20 protein-coding genes are annotated in these 25,339 nt (G+C 48.4%); 12 read left to right on the top strand and 8 right to left on the bottom strand.

All coding sequences use genetic code 11. The annotated features are described in order from the left end of the window. The first annotated feature begins 72 nt into the window (after window positions 1-72). The 7 genes from gtrB to corA all read left to right on the top strand — a co-directional run bounded on the left by gtrB (window position 73) and on the right by corA (window position 8,980). Entirely contained in the window at window positions 73-1,029 is a 957-nt protein-coding gene (gene gtrB / locus C7I86_RS15005; protein ID WP_010874058.1) for a glycosyltransferase GtrB, read from the top strand. A gap of 197 nt (window positions 1,030-1,226) precedes the next feature. After that, a complete protein-coding gene (gene argS / locus C7I86_RS15000; protein WP_010874057.1) occupies window positions 1,227-2,981 on the top strand; it encodes an arginine--tRNA ligase in 1,755 nt (584 codons plus the stop codon). Between the two features lies 1 nt (window position 2,982). Beyond that, on the top strand, window positions 2,983-4,407 hold the full coding sequence (locus C7I86_RS14995) for a GTP-binding protein (protein WP_010874056.1): 1,425 nt from the start codon (window positions 2,983-2,985) through the stop codon (window positions 4,405-4,407). A gap of 168 nt (window positions 4,408-4,575) precedes the next feature. Then, window positions 4,576-5,985 (top strand): diaminopimelate decarboxylase, encoded by a 1,410-nt coding sequence (gene lysA, locus C7I86_RS14990; protein WP_010874055.1) that lies wholly within the window; start codon window positions 4,576-4,578, stop codon window positions 5,983-5,985. A gap of 42 nt (window positions 5,986-6,027) precedes the next feature. Next, entirely contained in the window at window positions 6,028-6,939 is a 912-nt protein-coding gene (gene cdaA / locus C7I86_RS14985) for a diadenylate cyclase CdaA (RefSeq protein ID WP_010874054.1), read from the top strand. Continuing rightward, window positions 6,936-7,685, top strand: coding sequence for a polyprenyl diphosphate synthase (uppS, locus tag C7I86_RS14980; RefSeq protein ID WP_010874053.1), 750 nt, complete (start codon window positions 6,936-6,938; stop codon window positions 7,683-7,685). The genes cdaA and uppS overlap by 4 nt, the downstream gene beginning before the upstream one ends. A 131-nt stretch (window positions 7,686-7,816) precedes the next feature. Next, window positions 7,817-8,980 (top strand): magnesium/cobalt transporter CorA, encoded by a 1,164-nt coding sequence (gene corA, locus C7I86_RS14975; RefSeq protein WP_010874052.1) that lies wholly within the window; start codon window positions 7,817-7,819, stop codon window positions 8,978-8,980. 9 nt (window positions 8,981-8,989) lie between these two features. Here the strand turns inward: corA and C7I86_RS14970 are convergent, their stop codons facing one another. Next, window positions 8,990-9,991: an adenosine kinase gene (locus C7I86_RS14970; protein WP_010874051.1), complete on the bottom strand. Its 1,002-nt coding sequence runs from the start codon at window positions 9,989-9,991 to the stop codon at window positions 8,990-8,992. Between the two features lie 235 nt (window positions 9,992-10,226). Here C7I86_RS14970 and C7I86_RS14965 point away from each other — a divergent pair, with 235 nt between their 5' ends. Together C7I86_RS14965 and C7I86_RS14960 are read left to right on the top strand one after the other, a co-directional pair. After that, the gene (locus tag C7I86_RS14965; RefSeq protein ID WP_010874050.1) at window positions 10,227-10,739 is read left to right on the top strand and encodes a hypothetical protein; all 513 of its coding nucleotides are present in this window, start codon (window positions 10,227-10,229) and stop codon (window positions 10,737-10,739) included. A 101-nt stretch (window positions 10,740-10,840) separates the two neighbouring features. Further along, window positions 10,841-11,749: a DUF4922 domain-containing protein gene (locus C7I86_RS14960; RefSeq protein ID WP_010874049.1), complete on the top strand. Its 909-nt coding sequence runs from the start codon at window positions 10,841-10,843 to the stop codon at window positions 11,747-11,749. Window positions 11,750-11,895: 146 nt separating this feature from the next. Here C7I86_RS14960 and hemE read toward each other — a convergent pair whose 3' ends face one another. From hemE to C7I86_RS14940, 4 genes are all read right to left on the bottom strand, one after another. Further along, the gene (gene hemE / locus C7I86_RS14955) at window positions 11,896-12,948 is read right to left on the bottom strand and encodes a uroporphyrinogen decarboxylase (RefSeq protein ID WP_010874048.1); all 1,053 of its coding nucleotides are present in this window, start codon (window positions 12,946-12,948) and stop codon (window positions 11,896-11,898) included. A gap of 106 nt (window positions 12,949-13,054) precedes the next feature. After that, window positions 13,055-14,896, bottom strand: a complete 1,842-nt coding sequence (locus tag C7I86_RS14950) for a DUF5942 domain-containing protein (RefSeq protein ID WP_010874047.1) — start codon at window positions 14,894-14,896, stop codon at window positions 13,055-13,057. A gap of 240 nt (window positions 14,897-15,136) precedes the next feature. Then, the gene (locus tag C7I86_RS14945; RefSeq protein ID WP_223211304.1) at window positions 15,137-17,656 is read right to left on the bottom strand and encodes a transglycosylase SLT domain-containing protein; all 2,520 of its coding nucleotides are present in this window, start codon (window positions 17,654-17,656) and stop codon (window positions 15,137-15,139) included. Between the two features lie 122 nt (window positions 17,657-17,778). Further along, window positions 17,779-18,897 carry a cell wall metabolism sensor histidine kinase WalK gene (locus tag C7I86_RS14940; protein ID WP_014407154.1) on the bottom strand — a complete coding sequence of 373 codons (1,119 nt, stop codon included), beginning with the start codon at window positions 18,895-18,897 and terminating at the stop codon, window positions 17,779-17,781. 287 nt (window positions 18,898-19,184) lie between these two features. Between C7I86_RS14940 and C7I86_RS14935 the strand changes: the two genes are divergently transcribed. Further along, complete coding sequence (locus C7I86_RS14935) at window positions 19,185-20,018, top strand: squalene/phytoene synthase family protein (RefSeq protein ID WP_010874044.1); 834 nt, start codon at window positions 19,185-19,187, stop codon at window positions 20,016-20,018. Here the strand turns inward: C7I86_RS14935 and C7I86_RS14930 are convergent. The 3 genes from C7I86_RS14930 to C7I86_RS14920 are packed head-to-tail and all read right to left on the bottom strand — an operon-like array spanning window position 20,015 to window position 23,196. After that, entirely contained in the window at window positions 20,015-20,911 is an 897-nt protein-coding gene (locus C7I86_RS14930) for a carbohydrate ABC transporter permease (protein ID WP_010874043.1), read from the bottom strand. The two genes, C7I86_RS14935 and C7I86_RS14930, sit on opposite strands and share 4 nt — an antisense overlap. Further along, a complete protein-coding gene (locus tag C7I86_RS14925; protein WP_020861975.1) occupies window positions 20,911-21,882 on the bottom strand; it encodes a carbohydrate ABC transporter permease in 972 nt (323 codons plus the stop codon). The genes C7I86_RS14930 and C7I86_RS14925 overlap by 1 nt, the downstream gene beginning before the upstream one ends. A gap of 48 nt (window positions 21,883-21,930) precedes the next feature. Then, window positions 21,931-23,196, bottom strand: a complete 1,266-nt coding sequence (locus tag C7I86_RS14920) for an ABC transporter substrate-binding protein (RefSeq protein WP_010874041.1) — start codon at window positions 23,194-23,196, stop codon at window positions 21,931-21,933. A gap of 255 nt (window positions 23,197-23,451) precedes the next feature. Here C7I86_RS14920 and C7I86_RS19425 point away from each other — a divergent pair, with 255 nt between their 5' ends. Continuing rightward, a complete protein-coding gene (locus tag C7I86_RS19425) occupies window positions 23,452-23,574 on the top strand; it encodes a membrane protein (protein ID WP_038531209.1) in 123 nt (40 codons plus the stop codon). A 61-nt stretch (window positions 23,575-23,635) separates the two neighbouring features. Next, window positions 23,636-25,300, top strand: a complete 1,665-nt coding sequence (locus tag C7I86_RS14915; protein WP_010874040.1) for an MBL fold metallo-hydrolase — start codon at window positions 23,636-23,638, stop codon at window positions 25,298-25,300. Window positions 25,301-25,339 lie beyond the last annotated feature (39 nt).

The following is a 25,339-nucleotide window of genomic DNA, read 5'->3' as shown; positions in this document are numbered from 1 at the left end:
TTCTAACTAGATCACTCCATTGGGCAACGGCGTTAATGCACTGACTAAATTGACAGGAAATAAGTTACATCTATGACCATTGAACTGTCTATTGTGATTCCAATGTACAACGAGGAAGATAACCTTGAGCATTTATTTGCCCGTTTGCTGGAGGTGCTGACTCCCCTCAAAATTACCTACGAAATTATTTGTGTTAACGACGGTAGTAAGGATAAAACCCTCAAACAATTAATTGATTGCTATCAAAGTAATCGCCAAATTAAGATTGTTAATCTGTCTCGTAACTTTGGCAAAGAAATTGCCCTTTCCGCTGGCATTGATTACGCCCAAGGCAACGCTGTTATTCCCATCGACGCCGACCTGCAAGATCCACCGGAATTGATCCATGAGTTAGTTGATAAATGGCGGGAAGGTTATGATATTGTCTATGCCACCCGTCGTTCACGGCAGGGGGAAACGTGGGTAAAACAATTCACCGCCAAAATGTTTTACAAAGTGATTGGGCGCATGACGGAAATTAAAATTCCTCCCAATACTGGCGATTTTCGTTTAATGGACCGCAAGGTGGTTAATGCGATTAAGCAGCTACCGGAAAGAACTCGCTTTATGAAAGGTTTATTTGCCTGGGTGGGTTACCGCCAAACTTTCGTTTTATTTGATCGGGAACCCCGCTTCCAAGGACAAACAAAATGGAACTATTGGAAACTCTGGAATTTTGCTTTGGACGGCATTTTTTCTTTTAGTTTACTTCCCCTCAAAGTCTGGACTTACCTTGGATCAATCATTTCACTGTTATCCTTAGCCTACGCTAGCTTTTTGATTTTGAAAACCATAACCCTTGGTGTTGATGTGCCAGGCTACGCCTCCCTAATGGTGGCTATCTTATTTCTTGGGGGAGTGCAGTTAATTAGTTTAGGCGTGATTGGGGAATATTTAGGTCGGGTTTATGAAGAAGTAAAAGCTAGACCTTTATATTTAGTTAGTGATCTTTGGGGACTAGAATATTTGCCATTGGAAAAACTTAATTAGGCGGAAATATGGCATTTTTATGGCCATTGATTACCCTGGAAGTTAGTGTTGATAGTCGATAAATTCTATTGTATAAATCACTTAGGGCAACTAATCTAATATACTGGTTACATCGGGGCTTATCATGGGGCATTATTGTCCAGCCCAGCCCTTAGTTTTTGATTATTTAACGTTCACTTCCCCTAACATCATCGTCCATGGTATCGATTCTGACCCAACTTAATGATCACTTTGCCCAAGCTCTGGAAGGTCAGTTTCCATCTGATGTTACCCTACCCACTCCCCTAGTGGTACCGGCTTCCAATCCTAAATTTGGTGATTTTCAATGCAACATTGCCCTGCCCTTAGCTAAGCAGTTGGGTCAACCGCCCCGGGCGATCGCCATGGAGATTGTGGATAAAGTTAATTTAAGCGAAATTTGTGAACCGTTAACCATTGCTGGGCCAGGTTTTATTAACATCAAGTTATTGCCTGATTATCTGGGGGAACAATTAATTAAACTTCAGCAAAATCAACAGTTAGGAGTGTCATTAGTTAAAGGCGAAGAACGGATAGTGGTAGATTTTTCAAGTCCCAATATTGCGAAGGAAATGCATGTGGGTCATCTCCGGTCTACCATTATTGGGGATTGTTTAGCTCGGGTACTGGAATTCCGAGGCTATGATGTTTTGCGCCTCAACCACGTGGGAGACTGGGGCACCCAATTTGGTATGTTAATTACCTATTTAAAAGAGGTTTATCCAGAGGCATTAGTGACTGCGGATGCGCTGGATATTGGCGATCTAGTCACCTTTTATAAGCAAGCTAAACAAAGATTTGACCAAGATGAACAATTTCGGGAAACTTCCCGTCAAGCGGTGGTTGCGCTCCAGGCAGGGGATGCGAAAAGTATTAAAGCTTGGCAATTACTTTGTGAGCAATCTCGACGGGAATTTCAACTGATTTATGACTGCTTAGATATCACCATTGAGGAACGGGGAGAATCATTTTATAATCCCTTTTTGCCCGGTGTGGTGGAACTATTGCAGGAAAAAGATTTGCTGGTGGAAGATAACGGTGCTCAATGCGTTTTCCTCGATGGCTTTACTAATAAGGACGGCGATCGCCTACCGTTAATAGTGCAAAAATCCGACGGGGGTTATAACTATGCCACCACGGACTTGGCCGCATTGAATTATCGCTTAAACACCGATGGCGCTGAGAAGATCATTTATGTCACCGATGCGGGGCAAGCTAATCATTTTGCTCAATTTTTCCAGGTAGCTGAAAAAGCTGGCATTCTGACTGACCCGACTCAAGTAGTCCATGTGCCGTTTGGTTTGGTCAAGGGGGAAGATGGCAAAAAACTAAAAACTAGGGCGGGGGACACCATTCGTTTAAAGGATTTGCTAACGGAAGCCGTAACTCGAGCAAGACAGGATTTAGAAACCCGTTTAACAGCAGAAGAACGATCAGAAACTGAAGAATTTAAGACGGAAGTTGCCCAACGGGTGGGCATTGGGGCAGTGAAATATGCCGACCTTAGCCAAAATCGCACCAGTGATTATGTGTTTAGTTTTGACAAAATGTTGGCTCTCCAGGGCAATACGGCTCCCTATATGCTCTATGCCTACGCCCGCATTCAAAGTATTAGTCGGGAAGGGGGCATTGATTTTGCTCAGATGGACAGCGGTGAAATTGTGTTGACTGAACCAACCGAGTTAGTTTTGGCTAAAAATCTTTTACAATTTGCTGACGTAATTGAAACGGTGGAAATTAGTTTATTACCCAATCGCCTTTGTGATTATCTTTACGAATTAAGCAAAGTTTTCAACCGTTTTTACGAAAATTGTCCAGTATTGAAGGCAAGCGATCCCCAGCGCGGTTCCCGTTTATTGCTCTGTGATCTCACAGCCAGAACGCTGAAATTGGGTCTGTCTTTATTGGGCATTCCGGTTTTAGACAGGATGTAGCATGAATAATAATTCCTTGACTGATTTAGACCAAACTTTAGATATTATTAGCGCGATTCAAGAAGATTTAAATTATCAGCAAGCCCAGGCTAGTTTGACGGCGATCGTTGAACAAATTGATCTCGATACTACGGAAAAACAGGGACTGGAAAAGGAAATTAGCCACCTCTGTACCATGCTAGAAAATTTAAACCAAGGAGTAGTGCAAATTGCGGCTTTTGGTTTAGTGGGAAGGGGGAAATCTTCCCTGCTCAATGCTCTTTTAGGTGAGCAAGTTTTCACCACTGGGCCAGTCCATGGTGTTACCCAGACCCAACAATCTGCTTCCTGGCAACTGAACCAAGCTGACGGATTGTCCACCGTTACCATTTCTGGTTGGGGCAATGCCCAATTACAATTAATTGATACACCGGGCATTGATGAAGTAAAGGGTCAAGAACGGGAACAATTGGCGATCGCCGTGGCCCAACAGGTAGATTTAATTTTGTTTGTCATTGCCGGGGATATGTCCCAAGTGGAATTCCAAGCCTTGTCCCGATTGCGGGCGGTGGGCAAACCCATGTTGCTAGTATTTAATAAAATTGATCAATATCCGGCGACGGATCAGCAATTAATTTATGAAAAAATTCGCGATGAACGGGTGAAAGAATTATTGTCTCCAGAAGAAATTGTCTTAGTTTCTGCCAGTCCCTTGGTGACAGAATTGAGGGAAAATACCCAGGGAAAATTGGAGCGTTACCAATATCGGGGGGAAGCAAAAGTTGATAATTTGCGCTTAAAAATCATTGATTTATTGCAACGGGAAGGGAAATCTTTAGTAGCTTTAAATACTTTACTTTGTGCTGATAATCTGAATGATAAATTAGTGCAACAAAAAATGCGTTTGCGGGACAGCCAAGCCAATACCATTCTCCAAAAAGCAGTAATGGTCAAGGCGACGGCCATTGCTCTCAATCCGGTGACCGTGCTGGATTTATTCAGCGGAGCAGTGGTGGATGTGGCTCTGATTATTTCCCTTTCCAAGCTGTATGGTTTGCCCATGACCCAAACGGCGGCGATCGCCCTGTTGCAAAAAATTGGGGTGAGTATGGGGGGCATCACTGCCAGCGAATTTTTGGCGGGGTTGGGCCTTAGTTCCCTCAAGGGTTTACTCGGTTTGACGGTGCCCTTAACCGGGGGATTGGCCTTGGCCCCCTATATTTCCGTTGCCCTCACCCAAGCTAGTGTGGCCGGAGTGTCCACCTTGGCGATCGGTCAAGTGACCAAAACCTATTTAGCCAATGGGGCCGCCTGGGGAGAAACGGGGCCAAGGACAGTGGTGCGGGATATTCTCAACTCTTTGGATCAAAATTCCGTTATGGCCCGCATTAAGCAAGAACTGCAGGAAAAATTAACTCCAGAAAGAATTGTGTCCCCCTCTCCTTGACCATAGTTACAGCCAAAAAAGAAGGAAAACAATCATCCCTAAGATTGATAAACTGGGATATTACAAGAGTTATTGATACTTTTAGGGTTTTGCTTTGCCCCCGGTTGTTGTAGCTCCGATGTCCGACCAGTCCGACTAAATTTTATCTGTATTAAAAATCCCCCTGCCATGCTCTCCACTGAAATGCCCCTTCCAACCACCGGAAGCACCTTATTAAAAACCCCGGCCTCCCCCTCCCCCAACCAAAATCTTTTACCGTTGACGGCCGTTATTAATAAAAACGGTGAACTAGAAATTGGTGGTTGCTCCGTCCCAGCCTTGGTGGAACAGTTTGGTTCTCCCCTCTACATTTTGGATGAAACCACCCTGCGGCAAGCGGCCCAGCAGTATCGTCAATCCTTCCAAGCCCACTATCCGGGTTCCAGTCAAGTAATCTACGCTTCCAAAGCCTGGAGTTGTTTAGCCGTAGTGGCGATCGCCGCCCAGGAAGGGTTGGGATTTGATGTCGTATCCGGCGGGGAATTATTCACCACGGTTTCAGCCCTGAAGCAATTAGGCTGGGACGAAGCTGAGATTGCAGAAAAAATTTACTTCCACGGCAATAACAAATCGGTGCAGGAACTCCAAGAGGCGATCGCCATTAACTGCACCATCATTGTCGATAACTGGTTGGAACTGGAAACCCTGACCAAACTAGCGGCCGACTCAGGGGCACCGGTAAAGATTATGTTGCGCCTCACCCCAGGCATCGAATGCCACACCCATGAATATATTAAAACGGGGCATCTGGACAGCAAATTTGGCTTTGATCCCAACCAACTAGAAGCGGTTTTCACCTACATTGCCCAACAACCCTCACTCCATTGTCTCGGACTCCATGCCCACATCGGCTCCCAAATTTTTGAGCGTCAACCCCACAAAGATTTAGGGGAAGTGTTAGTGCAATGGTTTACCAAAGGCTTGACCTACGGCTTGCCCCTGACGGAATTGAACATCGGCGGTGGCCTAGGGATTTGCTACACCGAAAGTGATGATCCCCCCAGTATCGAAGAATGGGCCCAAGTGGCGGCCATCTCCGTTGCCAAAGCCTGCGATCGCCAGAACATCCCCTACCCCAAACTGATTGCTGAGCCGGGACGTTCCCTGGTGGGGTCTGCCTGTGTAACGGCCTATCGGGTGGGAGGGCGTAAAGTTGTGCCCAATATTCGCACCTATATTTCCGTCGATGGCGGCATGTCCGACAATCCCCGCCCCATCACCTACCAATCGGTGTATCGCGTTGCCCTAGCCAACCGGATGAACGACGAAATTACCGAAACTGTCACCGTGGCCGGGAAACATTGTGAGTCCGGCGATATTCTCGTTAAGGATGTGGCCCTACCCGCCGCCGAACCAGGGGACATTATGGTAGTGGCTGCCACTGGTGCTTATAACCACAGCATGGCTTCCAACTACAACCGTTTAGGTCGCCCCGCCGCTGTACTAGTAAACCAAGGACAAGCAAACCTGATTCTGCAACGGGAAACCTACACCGACCTATTGCGCCAGGATTGTCTACCCAACCGTCTACTGTCCTAAACCTTTCCCTACCCCCACCCTAACGACCATCTCCCCTTACCCATGTCGGGCTTTCCCCCGGATCTTACTTCCCTGCTCCCCTTTTTCCATGGCGCCCTCGATCTTGGTTTAGTCATCGGTTTGTTTTACCTACTAAGCCGGGTCTTTGGCGAAAATCAAATCCTGTGGATTATGCGGGGACTGTTGGTGTTGATGGTGGCTCAACTGGTGAGCGATCGCCTGCATTTAGAATTGTTGAAATTTGTGCTGGAAAAATTTGTCTTGGGTACAGCAGTGGCCTTGGCAGTGATCTTCCAGGCAGAACTGAGGCGATTTTTAGAACTGCTTGGCCAGGGGAGATTTTTAGAATTACTGCGGCGGCGTAGTTCTAGCCCCCCCAGCACCGATGCCATTGACGAAATTGTCGATGCGGTCAAGGAACTGTCCCAAAATCGGATTGGCGCCCTCATGGTGATGGAAGCCCAGGGCATTCTAGACAGCCGTATTTTCCTCAATCGGGGAGTCGCCATTGACAGTAAGCTGTCGAAGGAATTGTTACAAACCATTTTCCAGCCCAAAACCTTGCTCCACGATGGGGCCATTTTTATCAGGGGCTCCCGCTTAGTAGCCGCCGGGGTTATTTTGCCCCTCTCAGAACGCAGTGCATCCCGCCAGTTGGGCACCAGGCACCGGGCCGCCATGGGCATTACCGAAAAAAGTGAAAATTGTCTTTGTATTGTCGTTTCCGAGGAAACCGGCTCCATTACCCTGGCCCAGGGGGGAAATCTCAACCGTCCCCTCACTAGCAGTAAACTAAAGGAATTGCTAGAAACTGAATATGCCCCCCCCACGGAGCGGGAGTCCGTTACCCCCCAACTTAGCCGCCTGAGCCGTAGCCTGAGTAACCAAAGTTGGGGAATACTCAGGCGTTTGCTTTGGCTGCCTTCCTCAACTGCCCAAAACGACAAAAAATGACTATTAAACCTGTCATCTTAGAAACATTACCGCCGGATTTGGACCAGCAACGGTTACCCCAACATGTGGCGGTCATCATGGATGGGAATGGCCGCTGGGCAAAACAAAGGGGTATGCCAAGGATTATGGGCCATCAACGGGGGGTGGACTCCCTAAAAAATTTGTTGCGTTGTTGCGATGATTGGGGCATTGCGGCCCTGACGGCCTATGCTTTTTCTACCGAAAATTGGGGCCGTCCCCTGGAAGAAGTGGAATTTTTGATGACCCTGTTTGAGCGGGTGCTACGGCGGGAATTAAAGGAAATGATGGCGGAAAACGTCCGCATTCGTTTTGTCGGTAATCTGACTTCCCTGCCCCGTTCCCTCCAGGATGAAATTGCCCGCTCCATGGAAGATACCAAAAACAATACGGGGATCCGCTTCACTGTGGCCACCAACTACGGCGGCCGCCAAGAAATTGTCCATGTCTGCCAGGCGATCGCCAGGGAAGTACAATCGGGGAAATTAGACCCAGAAACCATTGATGAAGGGGTGGTGGAAAAATATCTCTATACCGAAGGTTTATCCCATCCCGACCTGCTTATCCGCACCAGTGGAGAATTGAGAATCAGCAACTTTTTGCTCTGGCAAATGGCCTACGCCGAAATTTACGTCACCTCCACCCTCTGGCCCGACTTCGATCGCCAAGCATTCCATTTAGCCCTACGAGACTATCAACAAAGACACCGTCGCTTTGGTAAGGTTTAGATTCACTGCCCAGAAATTAAATTTGACTGGTTCCACTGGCCCATCAGGCCGGCCAAAATCGTAAAGTGTAAAGGTTAAACAAACTTTAAACCGCCTGCGATAAAATCAACTAGTTTTCTTGAGCCTTTGCCATGCCCCAAACCCAACCCGGCATTGAGGATTTTCTCCTGCGCCAACTGCGTCATCCCCAAGAAGAAGAGGAAGAAGAAGATTATTTTGACTACTTCTATGACGAGCCGGGTAGTGAACCGGGTACCCTCAGCATTGAACCCGATGCGCCCCCTTCCCGCATTGTGTTGGTGGATTATAGCCCCAGCCATGCCGTGCGAAAGTCGGATATTAGTCCCAATGCCCTGAGACCTTATTTAGGTACAAATACTGTTTCTTGGATGGATATTGAAGGTTTAGGCAGTGAAGAAGTGCTTAAGGAAGTGGGGGAAATTTTTAAATTACACCCCCTACTTTTAGAAGATATTGTTAACGTCCCCCAGCGAGCAAAGGTAGAAGATTATAACGACCATGTGATGGTTATTGCCCATCGGGTGCGTCCTAATCGGGAAGAAGATGGCTTTGAAAGTGAGCAGGTTAGTTTTGTGTTGGGCAAACGTTACCTATTAACTTTCCAGGAAGGGCACATTATTGATTGTTTTAATCCCCTAAGGGAAAGAATTCGCACCAATCAAGGTAAAGTTTGCCAACAAGGAGCGGATTATCTTTGCTATTTGTTAATTGATATGTTAATTGATGAATATTTTCCCCTCTTGGAAGATTATGAAGAACGCATTGAAGCCCTAGAAGACACCATTATTCGTAATCCCAACAGCTCATTAATGGAGGAAATTTACCATATTCGCCGGGAACTTTTAGCCCTGAGAAGGTTGATTTGGCCCCTGCGCCATGTGATGAATGTGCTGCTGCGGGACACCACCAATTCCATCGTAACAGCAGACGTAAGAATTTACTTTCGAGATTGCTACGATCACATTATTCAGGTGTTAGATATTATCGAAGCTTACCGGGAATTAGCTTCTAGTTTAATGGAGGTTTATATGACTGCCATGAGCAATAAAATGAATGAAGTAATGAAATTTTTGACCGTCATTTCTACCATTTTTATTCCCCTAACTTTTATTGCCGGGGTTTACGGTATGAACTTCAAAGAAATGCCAGAACTAAACAGCCGCTGGGGCTACTATATTACTTGGATAGTGATGCTCTTAATTGCCGGAGGATCCCTCTATTTCTTCTGGCGTAAGGGCTGGCTTAGTCCCTCCTATGATTTGGGAGAAAAGTAGCTTTTTGTTCTAAACTGCTTGAACAGACTGTAAAATCTCTTGCAGAATTTCTGTGTCTAGGCGGGGACCATAACAGGTAACTACTTTGGCGGCTGTTTCCGAAGCCAATTGCCCAGCTTTTTCATAGTCCATGCCATGGGTTAGGCCATATAAAAATCCCCCAGCGTACATATCCCCCGCTCCCACCGTATCGATGGGTTGGACTTTGGGGGTGCCAATGGTCAATAAATTCTCACCATCAAAAATTAGTGAGCCTGCTCCGCCCCTGGTCAGGGCAAAGTTTTTGGCAATACTTTTACAGTAGGCGATCGCCTGGTTGAGGTCTGAAGTACCGGCCATTTCCAGGGCTTCCGCTTCATTGGCGAATAGTAGATCTACCCCTGACCCCAGCATTTCCTTTAAACCGTCTTGAAAAAATTTGGCCATGTTGGGATCGGATAGGGATAGACAGGTTTTCACCCCGGATTGTTCGGCGATCGCCTTGGCTTCAATGCAGGCCGCTTTGGCACTGGGGGAAGTGACCAGATAGCCTTCCAGGTAAAGGTATTGGGACTGTTTTAAAGCAGACCAATCCATTTCGGTTACGGACAAACTGCCACTAATGCCCAAAAAAGCATTCATGGTGCGGTCAGCATCGGGGGTGACAAACACTAAGCATTTGCCCGTAATGCCTTCGCCAGCGGTTTCATGGTGGGGATTGGTATCGAGGCCGCAATCGTTCAAATCCTGGAGGTAAAAGGCTCCCGCTTCATCCTTACCCACTTTGCAGGCATAAAAACCCGTACCCCCCAGTTGGGCCAGGGACACCAGAGTATTGGCCGCTGATCCGCCACTGCTTTGCTTGCCACGCTGTTGGGCCAATTGGGCAATTAATTCATTTTCCCTGGCCTCTTCCACCAAGGTCATCACCCCTTTATCAATGCCTAGGCTGGCCAACTGCTCTGGGGTAACCTCAAATTCCATATCCACCAGGGCATTTCCCATGCCATAGACATCGTATTTGTGACCCATTGCAACCTCACGGATTCCACTTTATAACGAATGTTATCCTAGGGCAGAATGGCTTGACTGACAATGGTTAGATTAATTTACCGGATGGAAACGACGTTTATTATGGTCAGTTTGCGCCAAAATAATAGCAATATCACTGCTTAATTAGCACTGGCATTAATTAGTAGCGATGACGAGAGGATTGCTAAAATAAACAATAGTTAATCGAGGTTTGAGTGTAATTTTTGGTGACAATATGCCCACATCTATGTCGGAATGGAATCAATTTTTAGCCTATTTTCCCCTCGATAAAGCCAATTGGAATTTCAAAGCTTCTCAAAATTTAACTGCCCCTTTAATTTTGTACTATTCTGGTGTCCTTGCTGCCACTCCTAACCTAAGGCATTTACTGTTAGTTTCCCAGCTTAAGGGCACAGATACGGAAAGTTTTGGCAACCAGTCCATGCCCAGACCGAAAATGTTTGATCATCATGCTAGTCACGATTTCACGATGCTCTATGCCCAGGGCTCTGCGCCCCAACGGCGGGATTTATTGTTTCACTTTCAAATTAGTGGTTCTGATATTACAGCCAAGCAATTAGCCTATTTCTTGGTGGAAGCCTGTAGCAAAGCCAAAGATGAGGACCATGTTTACCTAGGCGATCGCCGCCACCGTAATTTCTGGGCCGATCTGGGCCGGACCAAATTGAGCCAATTGAATGTGGATTCTCGCATTTGGGAAGATGAGCAATCCTTGCAAATTATTTGACGGGTAGTGCTCTCCACCCCTCGGTGTAGGATCAAGGGACGGCTCAAGTAAAACCCAGCCCCTGGCCGTATTTTCGGTGGACATAATCAGGGGTTGCTTTAATGGGTAATGTTGTTGCCCGGTGCCAAGAACGTAGTTACCTGTTTGCCCTCACCATGGCTGAATCCTATCTCCTACCCGGTCAATTGTGGCCTCGTTTACTGGCCCAGAGTGACCATGCTCTCAAAACCGGTGCCCTCCAACCCATCACTACGGCGGTAACGACCCTGGAGGTGGGAGAAATAAACTTTGTGGTGCGGATTTTGACCCAAATTCATCGCAAAAAAATCATTACCGAACACCAACATCGCCAGAAAATTAATCCTTTTTTACCCTACGACGCCGATCTATTTGTGGGGCATTTTTCCCCAACCCATTTGGGATTGCTGAATAAATTTAAGGTAGTGGACCAACATTTATTAATTGTCACCCGGGAGTTTGAAGATCAACAAAGTCCTTTGACCTTGGGGGATTTTGGAGTGGCAGTACAAGTTTTAGAAGAAAAAGAAGGTTTAGTATTTTATAACAGCGGTCCCAAAGCAGGGGCCAGCCAACCCCACCGCCATTTACAATGGATACCCTTTCCCTTAGTGGAAAATGGTCAAAAATTCCCCCTGGCTGATCATTTTATTCAGGCAAAAAATCTGCCTTTTAAAACGGCGATCGCCCCCTTAACCATGGATGTGATTAACGATGCTGATGGAGGTAAAATTTGTTATCAGATTTATCAGGATCTGTTGCAGCAATTGGGATTACAAACTGCAGGGGGAGCAAAGCCCCATCCCTATAATTTACTAATGACCAGGGAGTTTTTGGCGATCGTGCCCCGTTCCCAGGAATCCTACCAAGACATTGAAGTTAATGCCCTAGGTTTTGCCGGTGGCTTATTGGTGAGAAATCAACAACAGTTAGAACTTTTACAACAATTGGGGCCGTGGCAACTATTGCAAAAAGTAGGGATAGCGCAATAGTTTCCCAAAGTTTTTCCCTAGGTTAGAGTGTGTTTAAAAAGCCCCCTGGTCCCCAAGTTTGGGGGGACGCATTCAAAGTTTCTCAGTATTGCCGGAGCGTTACTGAGGAGATTTAGGGGGCAGAATAAAACTTTTCCAACAAGCTCTTACAGTAATTGATCCACTTGCTTAGCTGTTTCAAAGAAGAAGCGGACGTTATCTTCCGGGGTGCCCACCAAAACACCGTGGCCGAGGTTGAAAATATGCCCCCCCTGCCCTGCTTTCCGCACCGTGTCTAAAATCCGTTCTTTGATGAAGTCCTGGGAACCAAATAGTACGCCGGGGTCCATATTGCCTTGGACTTTCATCTCTTTGCCCAGGCGTTGGCGGGCGTCGGCCATGTCCACCGTCCAGTCCACACTGACAATGTCCACCCCGGATTTACCCATGCGTTCCAAAATTCCGGCACTGCCGCTGATGTAAAGAATTAACGGTGTATCGGGATGGATTTCTTTGACCAGTTTGACCACTTTTTGCTGGTAGGGCAGGGCAAAGGTGTCGTAATCTTGGGGGCTTAATTGGCCGGCCCAAGAATCGAATAATTGCACCACTTGGGCACCACAGTCGATTTGGTAACGGACATAAACGGCGATCGCCTCGGCAATTTTATCGAGGAAACTGTGGAGAATGGCCGGTTCAGAAAAGGCCATTTGCTTAATTACTTTATAATCTTTGGAGCTTTTCCCTTCAATGGCATAGGCCGCTAGGGTCCAGGGAGCACCCACAAAACCCAACACAGTGGATTGGTTGCCTACTTCTTTCCGTAGCGTTCCCAAAATAGTTTTGATGAAGGGCAGACTTGATTCCGGATCTAGGGCATGGAGTTGATCCACCTGGGCTTGGGTACGGATGGGAGGGTCGATGATGGGCCCTTTACTTTCGATGATGTCGAAGGGAATGCCAATACCGGGCAGAGGAGTTAAAATGTCCGAAAACATGATCACCCCATCGGGTTGGAACGCTTGCCAGGGCTGGAGGGAAATTTCGATGGCCAAGTCTGGGTTTTCCGACCGCTCCCGGAAACTCGGATATTTATCCCGCAGATCTCGATAAACTTTCATATAACGGCCGGCTTGGCGCATCATCCACACGGGGGGACGTTTAACCACTTCGCCCCTGGCTACCCGCAGAAGGTAGGGCAAATCATTTGCTTCTGTCATTATTACTCCTAGATAAATTTTTTTTGTAAAATTACGCCTTTGCTAGCTTATCATTTCCCCCGGTGCCCCCAATCCTTGAGGATCAGGGGATTTAGTCTTTATCAGACTAATGTTCTCCCTTAGCGGCCAAAGACCCAAGACCCAAGCAGATTAGGGCGTTAACCACCAAAAAGGCGATCGCCGTGGAGCCGGTGCCAATGAGCCAAAGGGGAGTGCCCAGAAAAGCGGAGATTAAAAGAAAAACAGTGACCCCAAAACAAACTCCCAAAGACCACTGTTTCCCACTGGGGTTGCCCAGGAGCAGTAGTAGTAAGACAATGGGAATGAGGGCGCTGGCAAAAAAAGGATTTAACAAACCTGTGCCAGGGAGACTGTTACCCAACTCCGGTAAAGAACTACCCATGGCGCGGAAGGGCCATTGGGGCAAGTCAAAAATGTATAGACCCTGTAGAAAGAATAAGCCCGAGCTACCGAAAATTAATCCCCAGTTGAACGGCCAGGTAAATTGCAACGGTAGATAGATCCGCAACAGTAACACCAACAGGTATGACCCCAACACCATGGCTAATTTGGGTAGGAACGCTACGGCTCCCCCGTCGAACCAAAAGATGGGATTGAGATAACCGTTATCCCGCAACCAACGCATGAAATCCCGGAAGGAAATCTCTCCTTGTTGGGCCTGTTTGACGGCTTCCCCGGCGTTGACATGGCCAGCACCGTAGTAATTCAGACTATCGTTGGGCACAGAGCGGGCAGAGGCTTTGAGAATTTTTAATACCATTTCTGGTTCCGACACTTCGGCTATGGTTAAATTTTCTGCCGCCCTTGTCGATAAACCAACTTTTGCCTGTTGCAGTTGCACCGATTGGATCAAAGCGGCTGTGCCGGCCACATGGGGAGCCGCCATGCTAGTGCCCTGAAAACCCATCAATACTGGTTCCCTGGTATCTGGGTCAATGGTTTCTTGGAGAATTTTGCCGTCTTTGCCGTCGGTGCTACCCCCAGGAGCAGCTATGTCCACCCCTGCACCGTAATTGGAATAGTCCGCCTTATTACCCGTGGCATCGGTGGCAGCCACGCTGATTACCTTCGGGTACCGACCGGGATAGGCCGCGGCATTTTGTCCTTCATTACCCGCCGCCGCAATAATTACCACCCCTTTGCTGTAGGCGTAGTCAATAGCATCGGCCAGGGTTTTACTTTCACCGCCGCCCCCCAAGCTCATATTGATCACGCTGGCCCCATTATCTGCCGCATAGATAATGGCTTCGGCAATGTCCGCCACGGTACCGCCACCGTTGTCCCCCAGCACTTTTAGGGGCATAATTTTAGCCTTGGGGGCAATACCTGCTACCCCATATTCGTTGTTAGTGGCCTGGGCAATGGTTCCCGCCACATGGGTGCCATGGCCGTTGTAGTCGGTGGTGTCACGATTATCGTCCACAAAGTTATAGCCAGTGACAAATTGGGTTTGTCGTAAATCTGGAACCCTGGTTACTCCGGTATCAATCACCGCAACCGTTACCCCTTCCCCCTTACTACCATCCCAGGCCGATTCCATGGCGATCGCCCGGAGATTCCATTGCTTACTGTATTCAGGATCGTTGGGCACTTCTAGGGCTTGGTAAACATAGTTGGGTTCAACGTAGTCCACCTCCTTCATCAAAGGCGATCGCCGCAGCCGTTTTAAATCTTCCCCATCGCCTTTAACGGTGTAAACATAATCTTTGATCGAGAAAATACTATTAAAATCCACCGTTTTTTCTAACTTGCCATCGATGGCTTGGATATCCGCCGTCAGGGTCTGGGTGGGGATATCGTTTCTGAAGTTAATGATCAAGCTGTCGTAATTACCACGGTGGGCCAAACCATGGTGTTGGAGATAGAGATTGAGGGCAAACCACAGACCAGCAAAGAACAGAATGGTGAGGAAAAAACGTTTGATCATAGTAAATGCGGGGAACGGGACCCATTTTTCCGGGCGGAAATCAGTAAATCACACCTTGAGGGATGGATAAAACCTGGCCCGAGTGCCTGACTAATTGCAATTCTAATGGACGAATAAGGGAGATTGGCTATTTTGGTGTTGCCAAAGAAGATTTTTGCTGCGATCCCCAAGCTAACGTCGGCGGCATAAAACTTGCCCGAGATTCCCGGTGCCAAGGCTCTGAGTTAAATAAAAACGAGATTAATTCTTCCCTACCTGCCCCATCAGTTTTTCCACATCGGGGTCATAAATGCGTAGATAATTCCAATAATTACCAAAGACAGACTCCACATAACCTTTCGTTTCCGCAAAGGGAATGCGTTCCACAAATAGATCAGGGTCAGCGTTGTTAAATTCCTGTAACCATTTGGCCACATTGCCCGGCCCGGCATTGTAGCTAGCCACCGCCAGGGCAGAATTGTTGTTATAGGTTTTATGGGTATGGTCAAAATACCAAGTGCCCATATTGACGTTATCGGTGGGATCGGTGAGGGAATATTCCTTCAGACCAATTTGGGGCGCAATCCATTCTGCTGTGGCGGGCATTATCTGCATCAACCCCGTTGCTCCCACGGGAGACTGGATATTCTTCTCAAAGCGGGATTCCTGACGAATTAAGGCAGTGACCAAAAATGGATTGACCTGACGTTTTTCCGACCATTCAAAAATTAATTGTTGGTAGGGAAAAGGAAAGAGGGTTTGCCAATAATCCCTGGTACTCCGTAGTTCTTCCCATTGTTTTCTCTGTTCCGGGTCTTCAGGATTGCGCAAGTTCAGGACTTGGTTGATGCCCTGTAAATACTCCTGTTGGGTCAGCTTGAGTAAAGCTTCTGTAAAACCTTCATTTACCGTTAGCTCCGGTGTGGCTTCCCCTTCTGCCCGGGCCCGAACTTCCGCATTGAAAAGTTCGATCGCCTCTTGATCCTGGGCAAGACGATACAACTCCCGAAAGGTGGGGGAACCGGCCGGGGGTAAGGGGCGCTGATCCGGCACCGTCACCGGGGGGTTGAGGAAACGCACCGAGTTAAAGTCCCCCACCTGCCAACCCAGTAATACCGCCGATCGCCAAGCGTAGTAGGACTGGGGATATTTAGCCAAGACTGTTTCAAAAGCGGCCTTGGAATCAGCCGATCGCCCTAGTTGTTGGGCCCATTTCCCGATCCAAAAAATCGCTTTGGGGGTAACGTCACTCTGGGGATTTTGATTGGCAATTTCCTTGGCCCAGCGCCAAGCTTCAGTGTAATTGCCGGCTTTAGCAAACTCCTGGGCCTGACGCCAACGGTAATCAGCCGCAGCATCGGAATTGGGGTACTTTTGCAGGAGAGCTTGCCGGGCCTGTTGGGCTTGGTTAGCATCAAATTTCGCCAGCAGATCTATGCGGGCCGCCAAGGCAGAGGCCCCTTGGTCAGGAAATTGTTGCTCTAACTGCTGTAAATATTGCACCCCTTCCCTGGGGGGGACCAATTCCGCTAAACGTCGCAGGGCTAAAGCGGTTTCTTCGCTGTCGGGGTAGGTGGCAATTAATTGGCGATAATTTTCCTTTGCTTCATTATCTAGTTTGCTAATCTGTTGGGCCCTGGCTAAACGATAAAGATTACGGGCATTGCTGGGAGCCTTTTCATAAGGGGCGATCGCCTGGTTATAGATGCGGCGGTGCCAAAAGTTGTCCCCCATGGCCTGCCAATCCTCAGGGGTTAACTCTCCTTGGCGATTGGCTGTGAGGGAATTAATCACAGCAGCAGTGCGGCCATCGGTGGGATGATTTTGCAAAATTTGCCGTTGGATTTCTAGAGCATTAGGTTCACTTTCCAACTGCTGGTGGAGAATAGCCAAGGTGCGGGGATGGCCCGGATGGTCGGCGATCGCCTGTTGCCAATAGGTTTCATCCAAACTGCCCAAATTTTCCAGGGCATTGACTACCACAGGGGAATCGGGATATTGGTCTAAAATGTCTTGCCAAGTAGCTTCCGCTTGGTCATTTTCGTTGCTCAATTGATAGCCCCGGCCCCGCATCAGCAAAATGTAGGGCGCTAACACTGGATATTGCACTTCCAATCCTTCTAATACTCGGAGCGCCGGCCCTCCCTCAAATTCCGCCAACAAATCCCCTGCTAGCAAAAACCTAGCCCGACTTCTTTCCAGGGATAATACTTCTTGGTTGGCGATCGCCTCCAACTTACTCCGTCTTTGATCTGGGGGCAATAGAGCCAGCCTGAGCACCTCGGAATCTTGGTGTTGTTCCTGCTCGTAAGCTTTGAGTTGGGCTTCCTGTCGCCAACCGTTCACCATTTCCAAAGCCTTGGGCAGAGTCAGGGCCGTGCCCCCCACCAACAGCACTAAAATCCCTCCCAACCAGAACCAGCGTTTACCGCCGAAAAAATCCCCGGGTTGATCTTCCAATTTCTCTGGGGCAATGTAATCTGAATTTACCGGCGCAACGGCAACATTGGCTTTATTAGCTTGGCCGAATGAATTAGATAAGTAGTCTGACCCAGGTTGCCCTGCACTTTCTAGGTTTTCCGCCTCTGCTGCCAAGGACGGACTAGATAAATTCGGTAAAGATAGCCTTTTTTTCGGATTTTGCGGGGGAGGATTAATATTTTCCTCCGTTTCCCCCTGGATGCCATCCCGGTTGGCCTCCATCTGCTCCGATGAAGCATTCCCTATTGCGGTTAAATCCTTGAAATAATCCTGCAATTGGGCCTTTGATTTCTTGTGCATAATGTTGGAATAATGCCAAACCACAACTCTACCTTATCTTTGTCTGGGTTTGACTGGGGAAGGTAAGCGGGGATTATTCTGGCTGAAAGTGTTACAAACATTTTCCCAGGGGCGATCAGCCTTCAGACCAATGGTAGGGAAAACCTAAACTCACTACCTTGGCCCAGGGTACTCGTGACAGTCAAACTGCCCCCCTGCAATTCCACCAACCGTTTGGCGATCGCCAGCCCCAAACCCGTGCCGCCGGAATAACGGGAACGGGATTTATCAGCCCGCCAAAATCGCTCAAACACGTAGGGTAAATCCCCCTCTGCGATGCCAATGCCCGTATCAGTAACAGTCACCCAGAGTAAATTTTCCTTTTCCATATCTTTCCTATTCGTACAAAGATAGGCGTCGATGGTAATGGCACCGCTGGGGGTATAACGCACCGCATTGCCAATTAAATTGACCAAAATTTGCTCAGCGCGGTCCGGATCCGCCAATACCGTTGGGAGAGGAGGTTGGACAGCGAGGATTAATTCCGGGCCATCTTCCAATAACTGATCCGCAAACCGTTGTTGTAATTTTGCCAACAGGGGATAAAGGTCTAGGGGTTGCCGTTGGATAGATAAATAACCCGCTTCCACCTTGGACAGTTCTTGTAAATCCACCGTTAGCCGTTCCAACCTGCGGGTTTCCCCCACCAGTCGTTGGTATAGTTCCGGATCTCCGGCAATGGTGCCCTCCGCCAATTGTTCCAAATAGCCCCGCACCACCGTTAAAGGGGAACGTAATTCGTGGGTCAGGTCACTCACCAGTTCCCGCCGTTGTTGTTCCACATTTTCCAAGCTATCCGCCATGCGATTAAAACTTTGGCCCAACTCCTCCAATTCAGGAATGTCACTGGGGGGCATCCGGGATTGTAAATCGCCCTCTGCCAAATTTTTCGTGGCTAACTTTAGGCGATCGAGGGGTTGCATAATCCGGTCTGCGGCTAGGAAGCTTAACCCTCCAGCGGCGCTGGCCCCAAAGATAATTGCCCAGAGGGAACTGCGATTCCAGGCGGTTTCAAAACCCCGGATCAGATAGGTTTTGGCGGAACGAACAGTTATAAATCCCTGACTTTCCAACTCCTCTAGGCGCAGAACAAACATGCGGGGGGAAGATATTTTGGCCAGGGAAACGAAACTGCCCAACCCGACTAGCATCACCAGCATATGGGAAAGGAAAAGACGGGAACCAAGACTGAGTTTAGCCATAGGATTGAGGTTGGCGGATCTAAGGAGTGCCCACAATGGGGGATCATTCAGGAAAAGCAATGGCTTACTCCCCCTGGCCCCCATTTGTCTGTAGCACACCCGCAAAGCCGTAATAGAATGGGGTGATTGTTTTGCTCAATTTACCCGGGTCGGGGCATTGGGAGATTTAAAGATCCTAGGATCTGCCAGGTTATGGAGTGACCAAAAACTCGCCTTGGCCCCGCTGGAACCTATTGCCTAGCATTGCAGACCTGAATAGGTAAGTTGAGAGTCCGCTTAAATTTTTGGTGTCAGGAGTTGATCGCATGAGCCTACGTCGTAATGCCCTTAAGGTTTTGCAAGAAACCAGTCGGACATTCTACATTCCCATTAGCATTTTGCCTGATCAGCTTCTCGATGCGGTGGCCTCTGCCTACCTTTGTATGCGGGCGATCGATGAAGTGGAAGACCACCCCGACCTGGATGCTGAGACCAAAGCGAGAATCCTAAATCAGATTAGTCTTAATCTCCAGAGTGCGACGGAAAACTCCCACAGTGAGGACTTTATTCGGGGATTAGACCCCTACCGCAACCTTTTGCCGGAGGTAACTTTAAGGGTGGGAGAATGGGCCCTGCTAGCCCCGGAAAGCATTGCTCCTAGAGTTTGGGATGCCACGGCGGCCATGTCGGATCGGATGGCTTTTTGGGCGCTCCAAAACTGGCAAATCAGAACGGAAAGCGAGTTGGACCAATACACCTTTAGTGTAGCGGGGGCGGTGGGTCTACTGCTTTCGGATTTGTGGGCTTGGCACGATGGCACCCAAACGAATCGCTCCCATGCCATTGGTTTTGGTCGGGGACTCCAGGCGGTGAACATTGTCCGCAACTATAAGGAAGATAAGCGCCGGGGGGTGAGCTTTTTTCCCCAGGGTTGGGAACTGGCGGATATGCACAAGTATGCCCGTTACAATTTGGCGTTGGCAGATCAATACACCAAATCTTTGCCCCACGGTCCGGCCCTCAATTTCTGTAAAATTCCCCTCACCCTTGCCTATGGCACCTTGGATGTTTTGGCCCTGGGTAAGGAAAAACTCAGCCGCAGTGACGTGATGGCTTTGGTTAATCGGGTTATTGCCAGTTAGGATTTAACTGATCCTGCCAGAATGCCTCGCACAAAGTACCGCTGCAAACCAAAGAAAACCATTAGGGGCACAATCATGCTGATGAAAGCTCCAGCGGTTAATAAGTACCAATCCTGTCCCCGGGAGCCGACTAAATTACTCAGTTGGATGGTAACAGGGGCAACATCGGCGGTGCCCCCCAGGTAAACCAGGGCGACCAATAAATCATTCCATACCCAGAGAAATTGAAATACAGCAAAGGAGGCGATCGCCGGCATGGAGAGTGGCACAATTAACTTGGTAAAAATTTTTAAATGGGAAGCACCATCCACCGCCGCCGCTTCAATTAGGTCTTTGGGAAGAGCGCCAATGTAGTTGCGTAACAGGTAAATACCCAGGGGCAGACCATAGGCAGTGTGGGCTAACCAAACCCCAAGGAAAGTGCCCGCTAGGCCCAATTGGGCGTAAACCCTCAAAACAGGAATAAGAGTGGTTTGTAAAGGCACCACCAGTAGGCAGACCACCAAAATAAATAATAATTGTCGTCCCGGAAAGGTCATCCAAGCAAAGGCGTAAGCGGCAAAGGTGGCAATGGCAATGGGAATCACCGTGGCAGGCACAGCAATGGTCAAACTGTTTAAAAAAGCTTCCCCCATGCCGGAGGAGCGTAAAACGTCCCCATAGTTGCCCAGATAAAACTGGGTAATTTCTAGGGGGTGCCAAAATACTGTCCACCAACCAGTGCTGAGCATGTCCCCCCGGGGCCGTAGGGAGCTAATAAATAGACCTAAACTAGGCAATGTCCAAATGAAGGCAATGGTGAGAATTGCTATGTGAATGGGAAGTTTTTGCCAAAATTCTGTTTTTCTATTGGTGTTATTAGTCCTATTAGATTTATTAACGGCTTTGGTCATTAACGTAATTTCTCCTGAGCTTTAAAACGACGAATATTGGTGATCATCACGGGCACAATTAACAGCAACAAAATGACGGCAATGGTACTTCCCCGGCCAAAGTTGCGATAATTAAACATTTCCTTAATCATCAAGCTAGCGATTACTTCCGTGCCCTGGTTACCGCCGGTCATGACAAAAACAATGTCGAATACCTTCAGCACTAAAATCACCATGGTAGTACTGACTACTAACAGGGTAGAGCGGATCATGGGAATGGTAATGCGCCAAAAAATTTGCCAACTGTTAGCTCCGTCAATCCTAGCCGCCTCAATGACATCAGCGGGAATGCCTTTCACTGCGGCGGAAAGAATAACCATACAAAAGCCGGTGTAGAGCCAAATCATGATGGCGATGAGGGCAAAATTGTTCACCGATCGCTCCACTAACCATCCCACTGGGGCAAAGCCCAAGCTAGTTACAATGGCATTGAGCAAACCAATTTGTTCGGCCCCCGCTGGCCTGTAGGCGTAGACAAATTTCCAAATGACGCTGGCCCCCACAAAGGAAATGGCCATGGGCAAAAAGATGATCGACTTGGCGATCGCCTCGTAGCGGACTTTATCCACCAAGACAGCAATAATTAACCCCAAACTAACGCTGATGCCTGTGACCAGTACTAACCATAATAAGTTGTTGCGAAATGCCACCAACATGGTGTGGTCTGTGAAGGCAAAAACGTAATTTTTTAATCCGACAAAATTCCTGGAGCGCCCATCAAAAAAGCTTAAATAGACAGTCTCTAGGGTGGGCAATATTAGATAGGCCGACAGAAAGAGTAAAGCCGGGGTTACATACACCCAGGGCAATATCCTTTTATTCCAAGGTTTGGGCAGAGCATTAATGGCGTAGTTAGCAAGGTAAAACAAACCGATTACCCCGCCACAACCAATGGCGATCGCCAACAGAACATTAACAACGCGATAAAACAAATTTTTCTTTTCCTCCAAATAACAACAGTGCAGCAGTAACTAAGGCATCTAACGGGGCCAACTTCTTTCAATGGTGTTTAAAACTTGAGTACCGTCGGCGCCGCCGATGTAGTCCACCATGCCAGACCAAAACGTCCCCGTGCCCACCGCTCCCGGCATCATATCGGACGCATCAAAACGAATCACCTCCGCCTTGTTCAAAATTTCCGCCTGTTTACGGGTCAGGCGATCGGGATAGAGATTCAGGTCAATGTTTTTGTGGGGAGAAATATAAGCTCCTAAAGTGGCGGCTACTTCATGGGGCCGGGAGCTCGCCAAATATGCCATCAACTGCCTAGCTTCCGGCGTATCGTTAAACATGGCAAAAATATCCCCTGCCACCAGGATGGGTAAGCCATACTCTTCTTCAATGGGGGGCAAAGGGAAAATATCAACCTGGTCATCGTCCACATCCGCCGGCAAAAAAGCGGCAATGAAATTCCCTTGGCGGTGTAGATAACAATGGGGGGGATCGGTAAATAATCCTAAAATAGAGTCTCCAAAAGGCGTGCTCAAAGCCCCCACCTTCCCGCCGTAAATCATTTTTTCGTTCTGGGTAATTTCGCCAAAAATATCCAGGGCATTTTCCACCCGGCGATCGTTGAAGGGAATATCATGGGCTACCCACTGGTCATAGGTTGCCGGACTAGCAGTGCGTAACATAATATCTTCGACCCAATCGGTGCCCACCCAGCCCGTAGCATTGCCACTTTCGATGCCCAGACACCAGGGAGTTTTGCCTTTATCAATCAGCCGTTGACTAAGGGCCATCATTTCTTCCCAAGTGCCAGGAACTTCATAACCATTAGCAGCAAACTCTTGGGGATTAAACCAAACTAGACTTTTGACCGAGGCTCGATACCAAACGCCGTAAACGGTGCCATCCACCGCAGCTAAATCCAACCAAGCCTGGTCATAGGCCTCTGTCATTTCCTCCGGGGTGAGAATTTCCCCCAGGGGAACTAATTTTCCTTCCCTGGCAAAATCCGCCATCAATCCCGGCTGGGGAAACATGGCTAAATCGGGAGCTCGACCGGAGTCGACCCGAATGGGTAAGGTGGTGGCAAAGGTATCAACGCCTTCGTAAACCACTTCAATGCCGGTGGCTTCGGTAAAGGGCGCTAGGGCTTGTTCAATTTTTTCCTGTTGTTCCCCAATCATTACCCCAAGGATGGTCACCTGTTTTCTGTCTTCGTCCCCATTAACCCCTGGGCCCTGGCAACTAGTGAGAACAATCAGGCTAATTATCAGGGTAGTGATTTTAAAAAATTTCATCGCAAAAACCGTAAAGCAACAACCCAATATCGATACAGTCAATATCTTTGGTGTGGGAAAGTTCCACCTATACCATGCCTTGAAAATTGGTATGGGTCAAATCAGATAGTTCTTTTTGACTACTAATTTTGTTGCTAGCAGCGTTGTCAATCCCATCGCTCTGGTCTGGGATGCAAATGGCAGGAAAATTCTGCTCCCCTTGGGGGAAACGAGTTACGATGGGGGCGACGTTTGCTTTGTTTGCGACATAATTCTATGGATGTCAAATTGATTTTGATTGGTCTAACAGCGGTGTTTACCCTGGCATGTCTATTTTTCGGCACCAAAAATGGCTATTACGACACTGACAAGTACGACGGTAATGGTTCTGCCCATTAGTTTTACCCGCCGTTATTGTGATTGATTTTGCTTTGCCCCCAGGGCTGATCGCCAAGCTTCCATGACTTTTTCCGTGCCGACCCAGGGCAAGGCTTTTGCCAATATATCCTTTCTTCCCTATGGAGTGGGTCCCCGGGATGGGGGGATTTGTCTGGAACTGCATTTGGGACCCTATAGGATTCTGCTCGACTGTGGTTTAGAAGACTTAACACCATTGTTGGCAGCGGATCCGGGGACAGTGGATCTGGTTTTTTGTAGCCATGCCCACAGGGATCACGGTTTGGGGTTGTGGCAATTTCACCAACAATTTCCCCACATTCCCATTCTGGCCAGTGAAGTTACCCAACGGTTACTGCCCCTGAATTGGCCCGATGAGTTTGTGCCTCCATTTTGTCGGGTTTTACCCTGGCGATCGCCCCAGGAAGTTTTACCTGGCCTCACGGTGGAATTATTACCGGCAGGGCATTTACCGGGGGCTGCCCTAATTTTGCTCGAATACCATAACGGCGATCGCCTTTACCGGGTGATTTATACCGGGGATTATTGCCTTTCCCATCTCCAGTTAGTAGACGGTCTGGCCTTGACTCCCCTGCGGGGTCTGAAACCGGATGTGCTGATCCTAGAAGGACATTATGGCAACCGCCGTTTACCCCACCGTCGTCAACAGGAAAAACAATTTATCCAGGCGATCGAAACGGTGCTAGCCAAGGGGAGAAATATTCTCCTGCCAGTGCCTCCCTTGGGTTTAGCCCAGGAAATTCTCAAGTTACTAAGGACCCACCATCAGTTCACCGGGCGTCAAGTTAACCTTTGGGCGGGGGAATCCGTGGCCAGAGGTTGTGACGCTTACCAGGGAATAATTGACCATCTCCCCGATAATGTCCGCAATTTCGCCCAACACCAACCCCTATTTTGGGACGATAAAGTTTATCCCCATCTGCGCCCCCTCACCGATGACCAGGGCGAACTATCCCTATCGGCCCCATCCATAGTAATCACCACAACTTGGCCTGCTTTTTGGCCTAGTCCCGCCGCCTTACCGGGATTGTGGACAGTATTTATGCCCCAGTTGCTTACCTTACCCAGTTGTTTGGTGAACTTTGCCTGGCAAGACCTAGAAGAGTTTCCCAAATATGAGCTGGAAGATTATCTGTTGGCAGACCATAGTGATGGCCGCAACACGACCCAGTTGATCCATAATCTCCGTCCCCAACATTTGGTGTTTGTCCATGGGCAACCCTCGGATATTGAAGACTTAACTAGTTTAGAAGAATTACAAAGTCGCTACCAGCTCCATTCCCCCGCCGCCGGCAATGCGGTGGCCCTGCCCATTGGCGATCGATTTGTACAACCCACTCCCCCGCCGCCCCAGATTTATGAAGGAGAAATCCACGAGCTAGAACCGAATAAGCAGATTCATCACCTGGGGGAAGTGGTCATCCATTTAGACGGGCAAATTCTAGAAAATTCCCGTTGGGGCAAATTTGGCGAAACCGGCATTGTGCAAGCCCGTTGGCAGGGAGAAGAACTGGTATTAAGGGGGATCAGCCAAAGGGAATTGCTCAAACAAAATCAAAGCAGTAAGCGCCCGGTAGATTTTGATTGCTGTGCCAACTGCCGACATTTTCAGCATTATCATTGTCGTAATCCCGTTTCTCCCCTGATGGGATTAGAGGTGAGGGCGGATGGCCATTGTCCTGTCTTCGAATCAGTAGCAAGTAGTTGAGGCGTGTTTTAAAAACCGCCCGATGCTCCTAATTTTGGC

Source organism: Synechocystis sp. IPPAS B-1465 (assembly GCF_003015225.1).
Lineage (GTDB): Bacteria > Cyanobacteriota > Cyanobacteriia > Cyanobacteriales > Microcystaceae > Synechocystis.
Note: the sequence above shows the minus strand (reverse complement) of the source record. Positions and strands in the feature narration are given on the sequence as shown.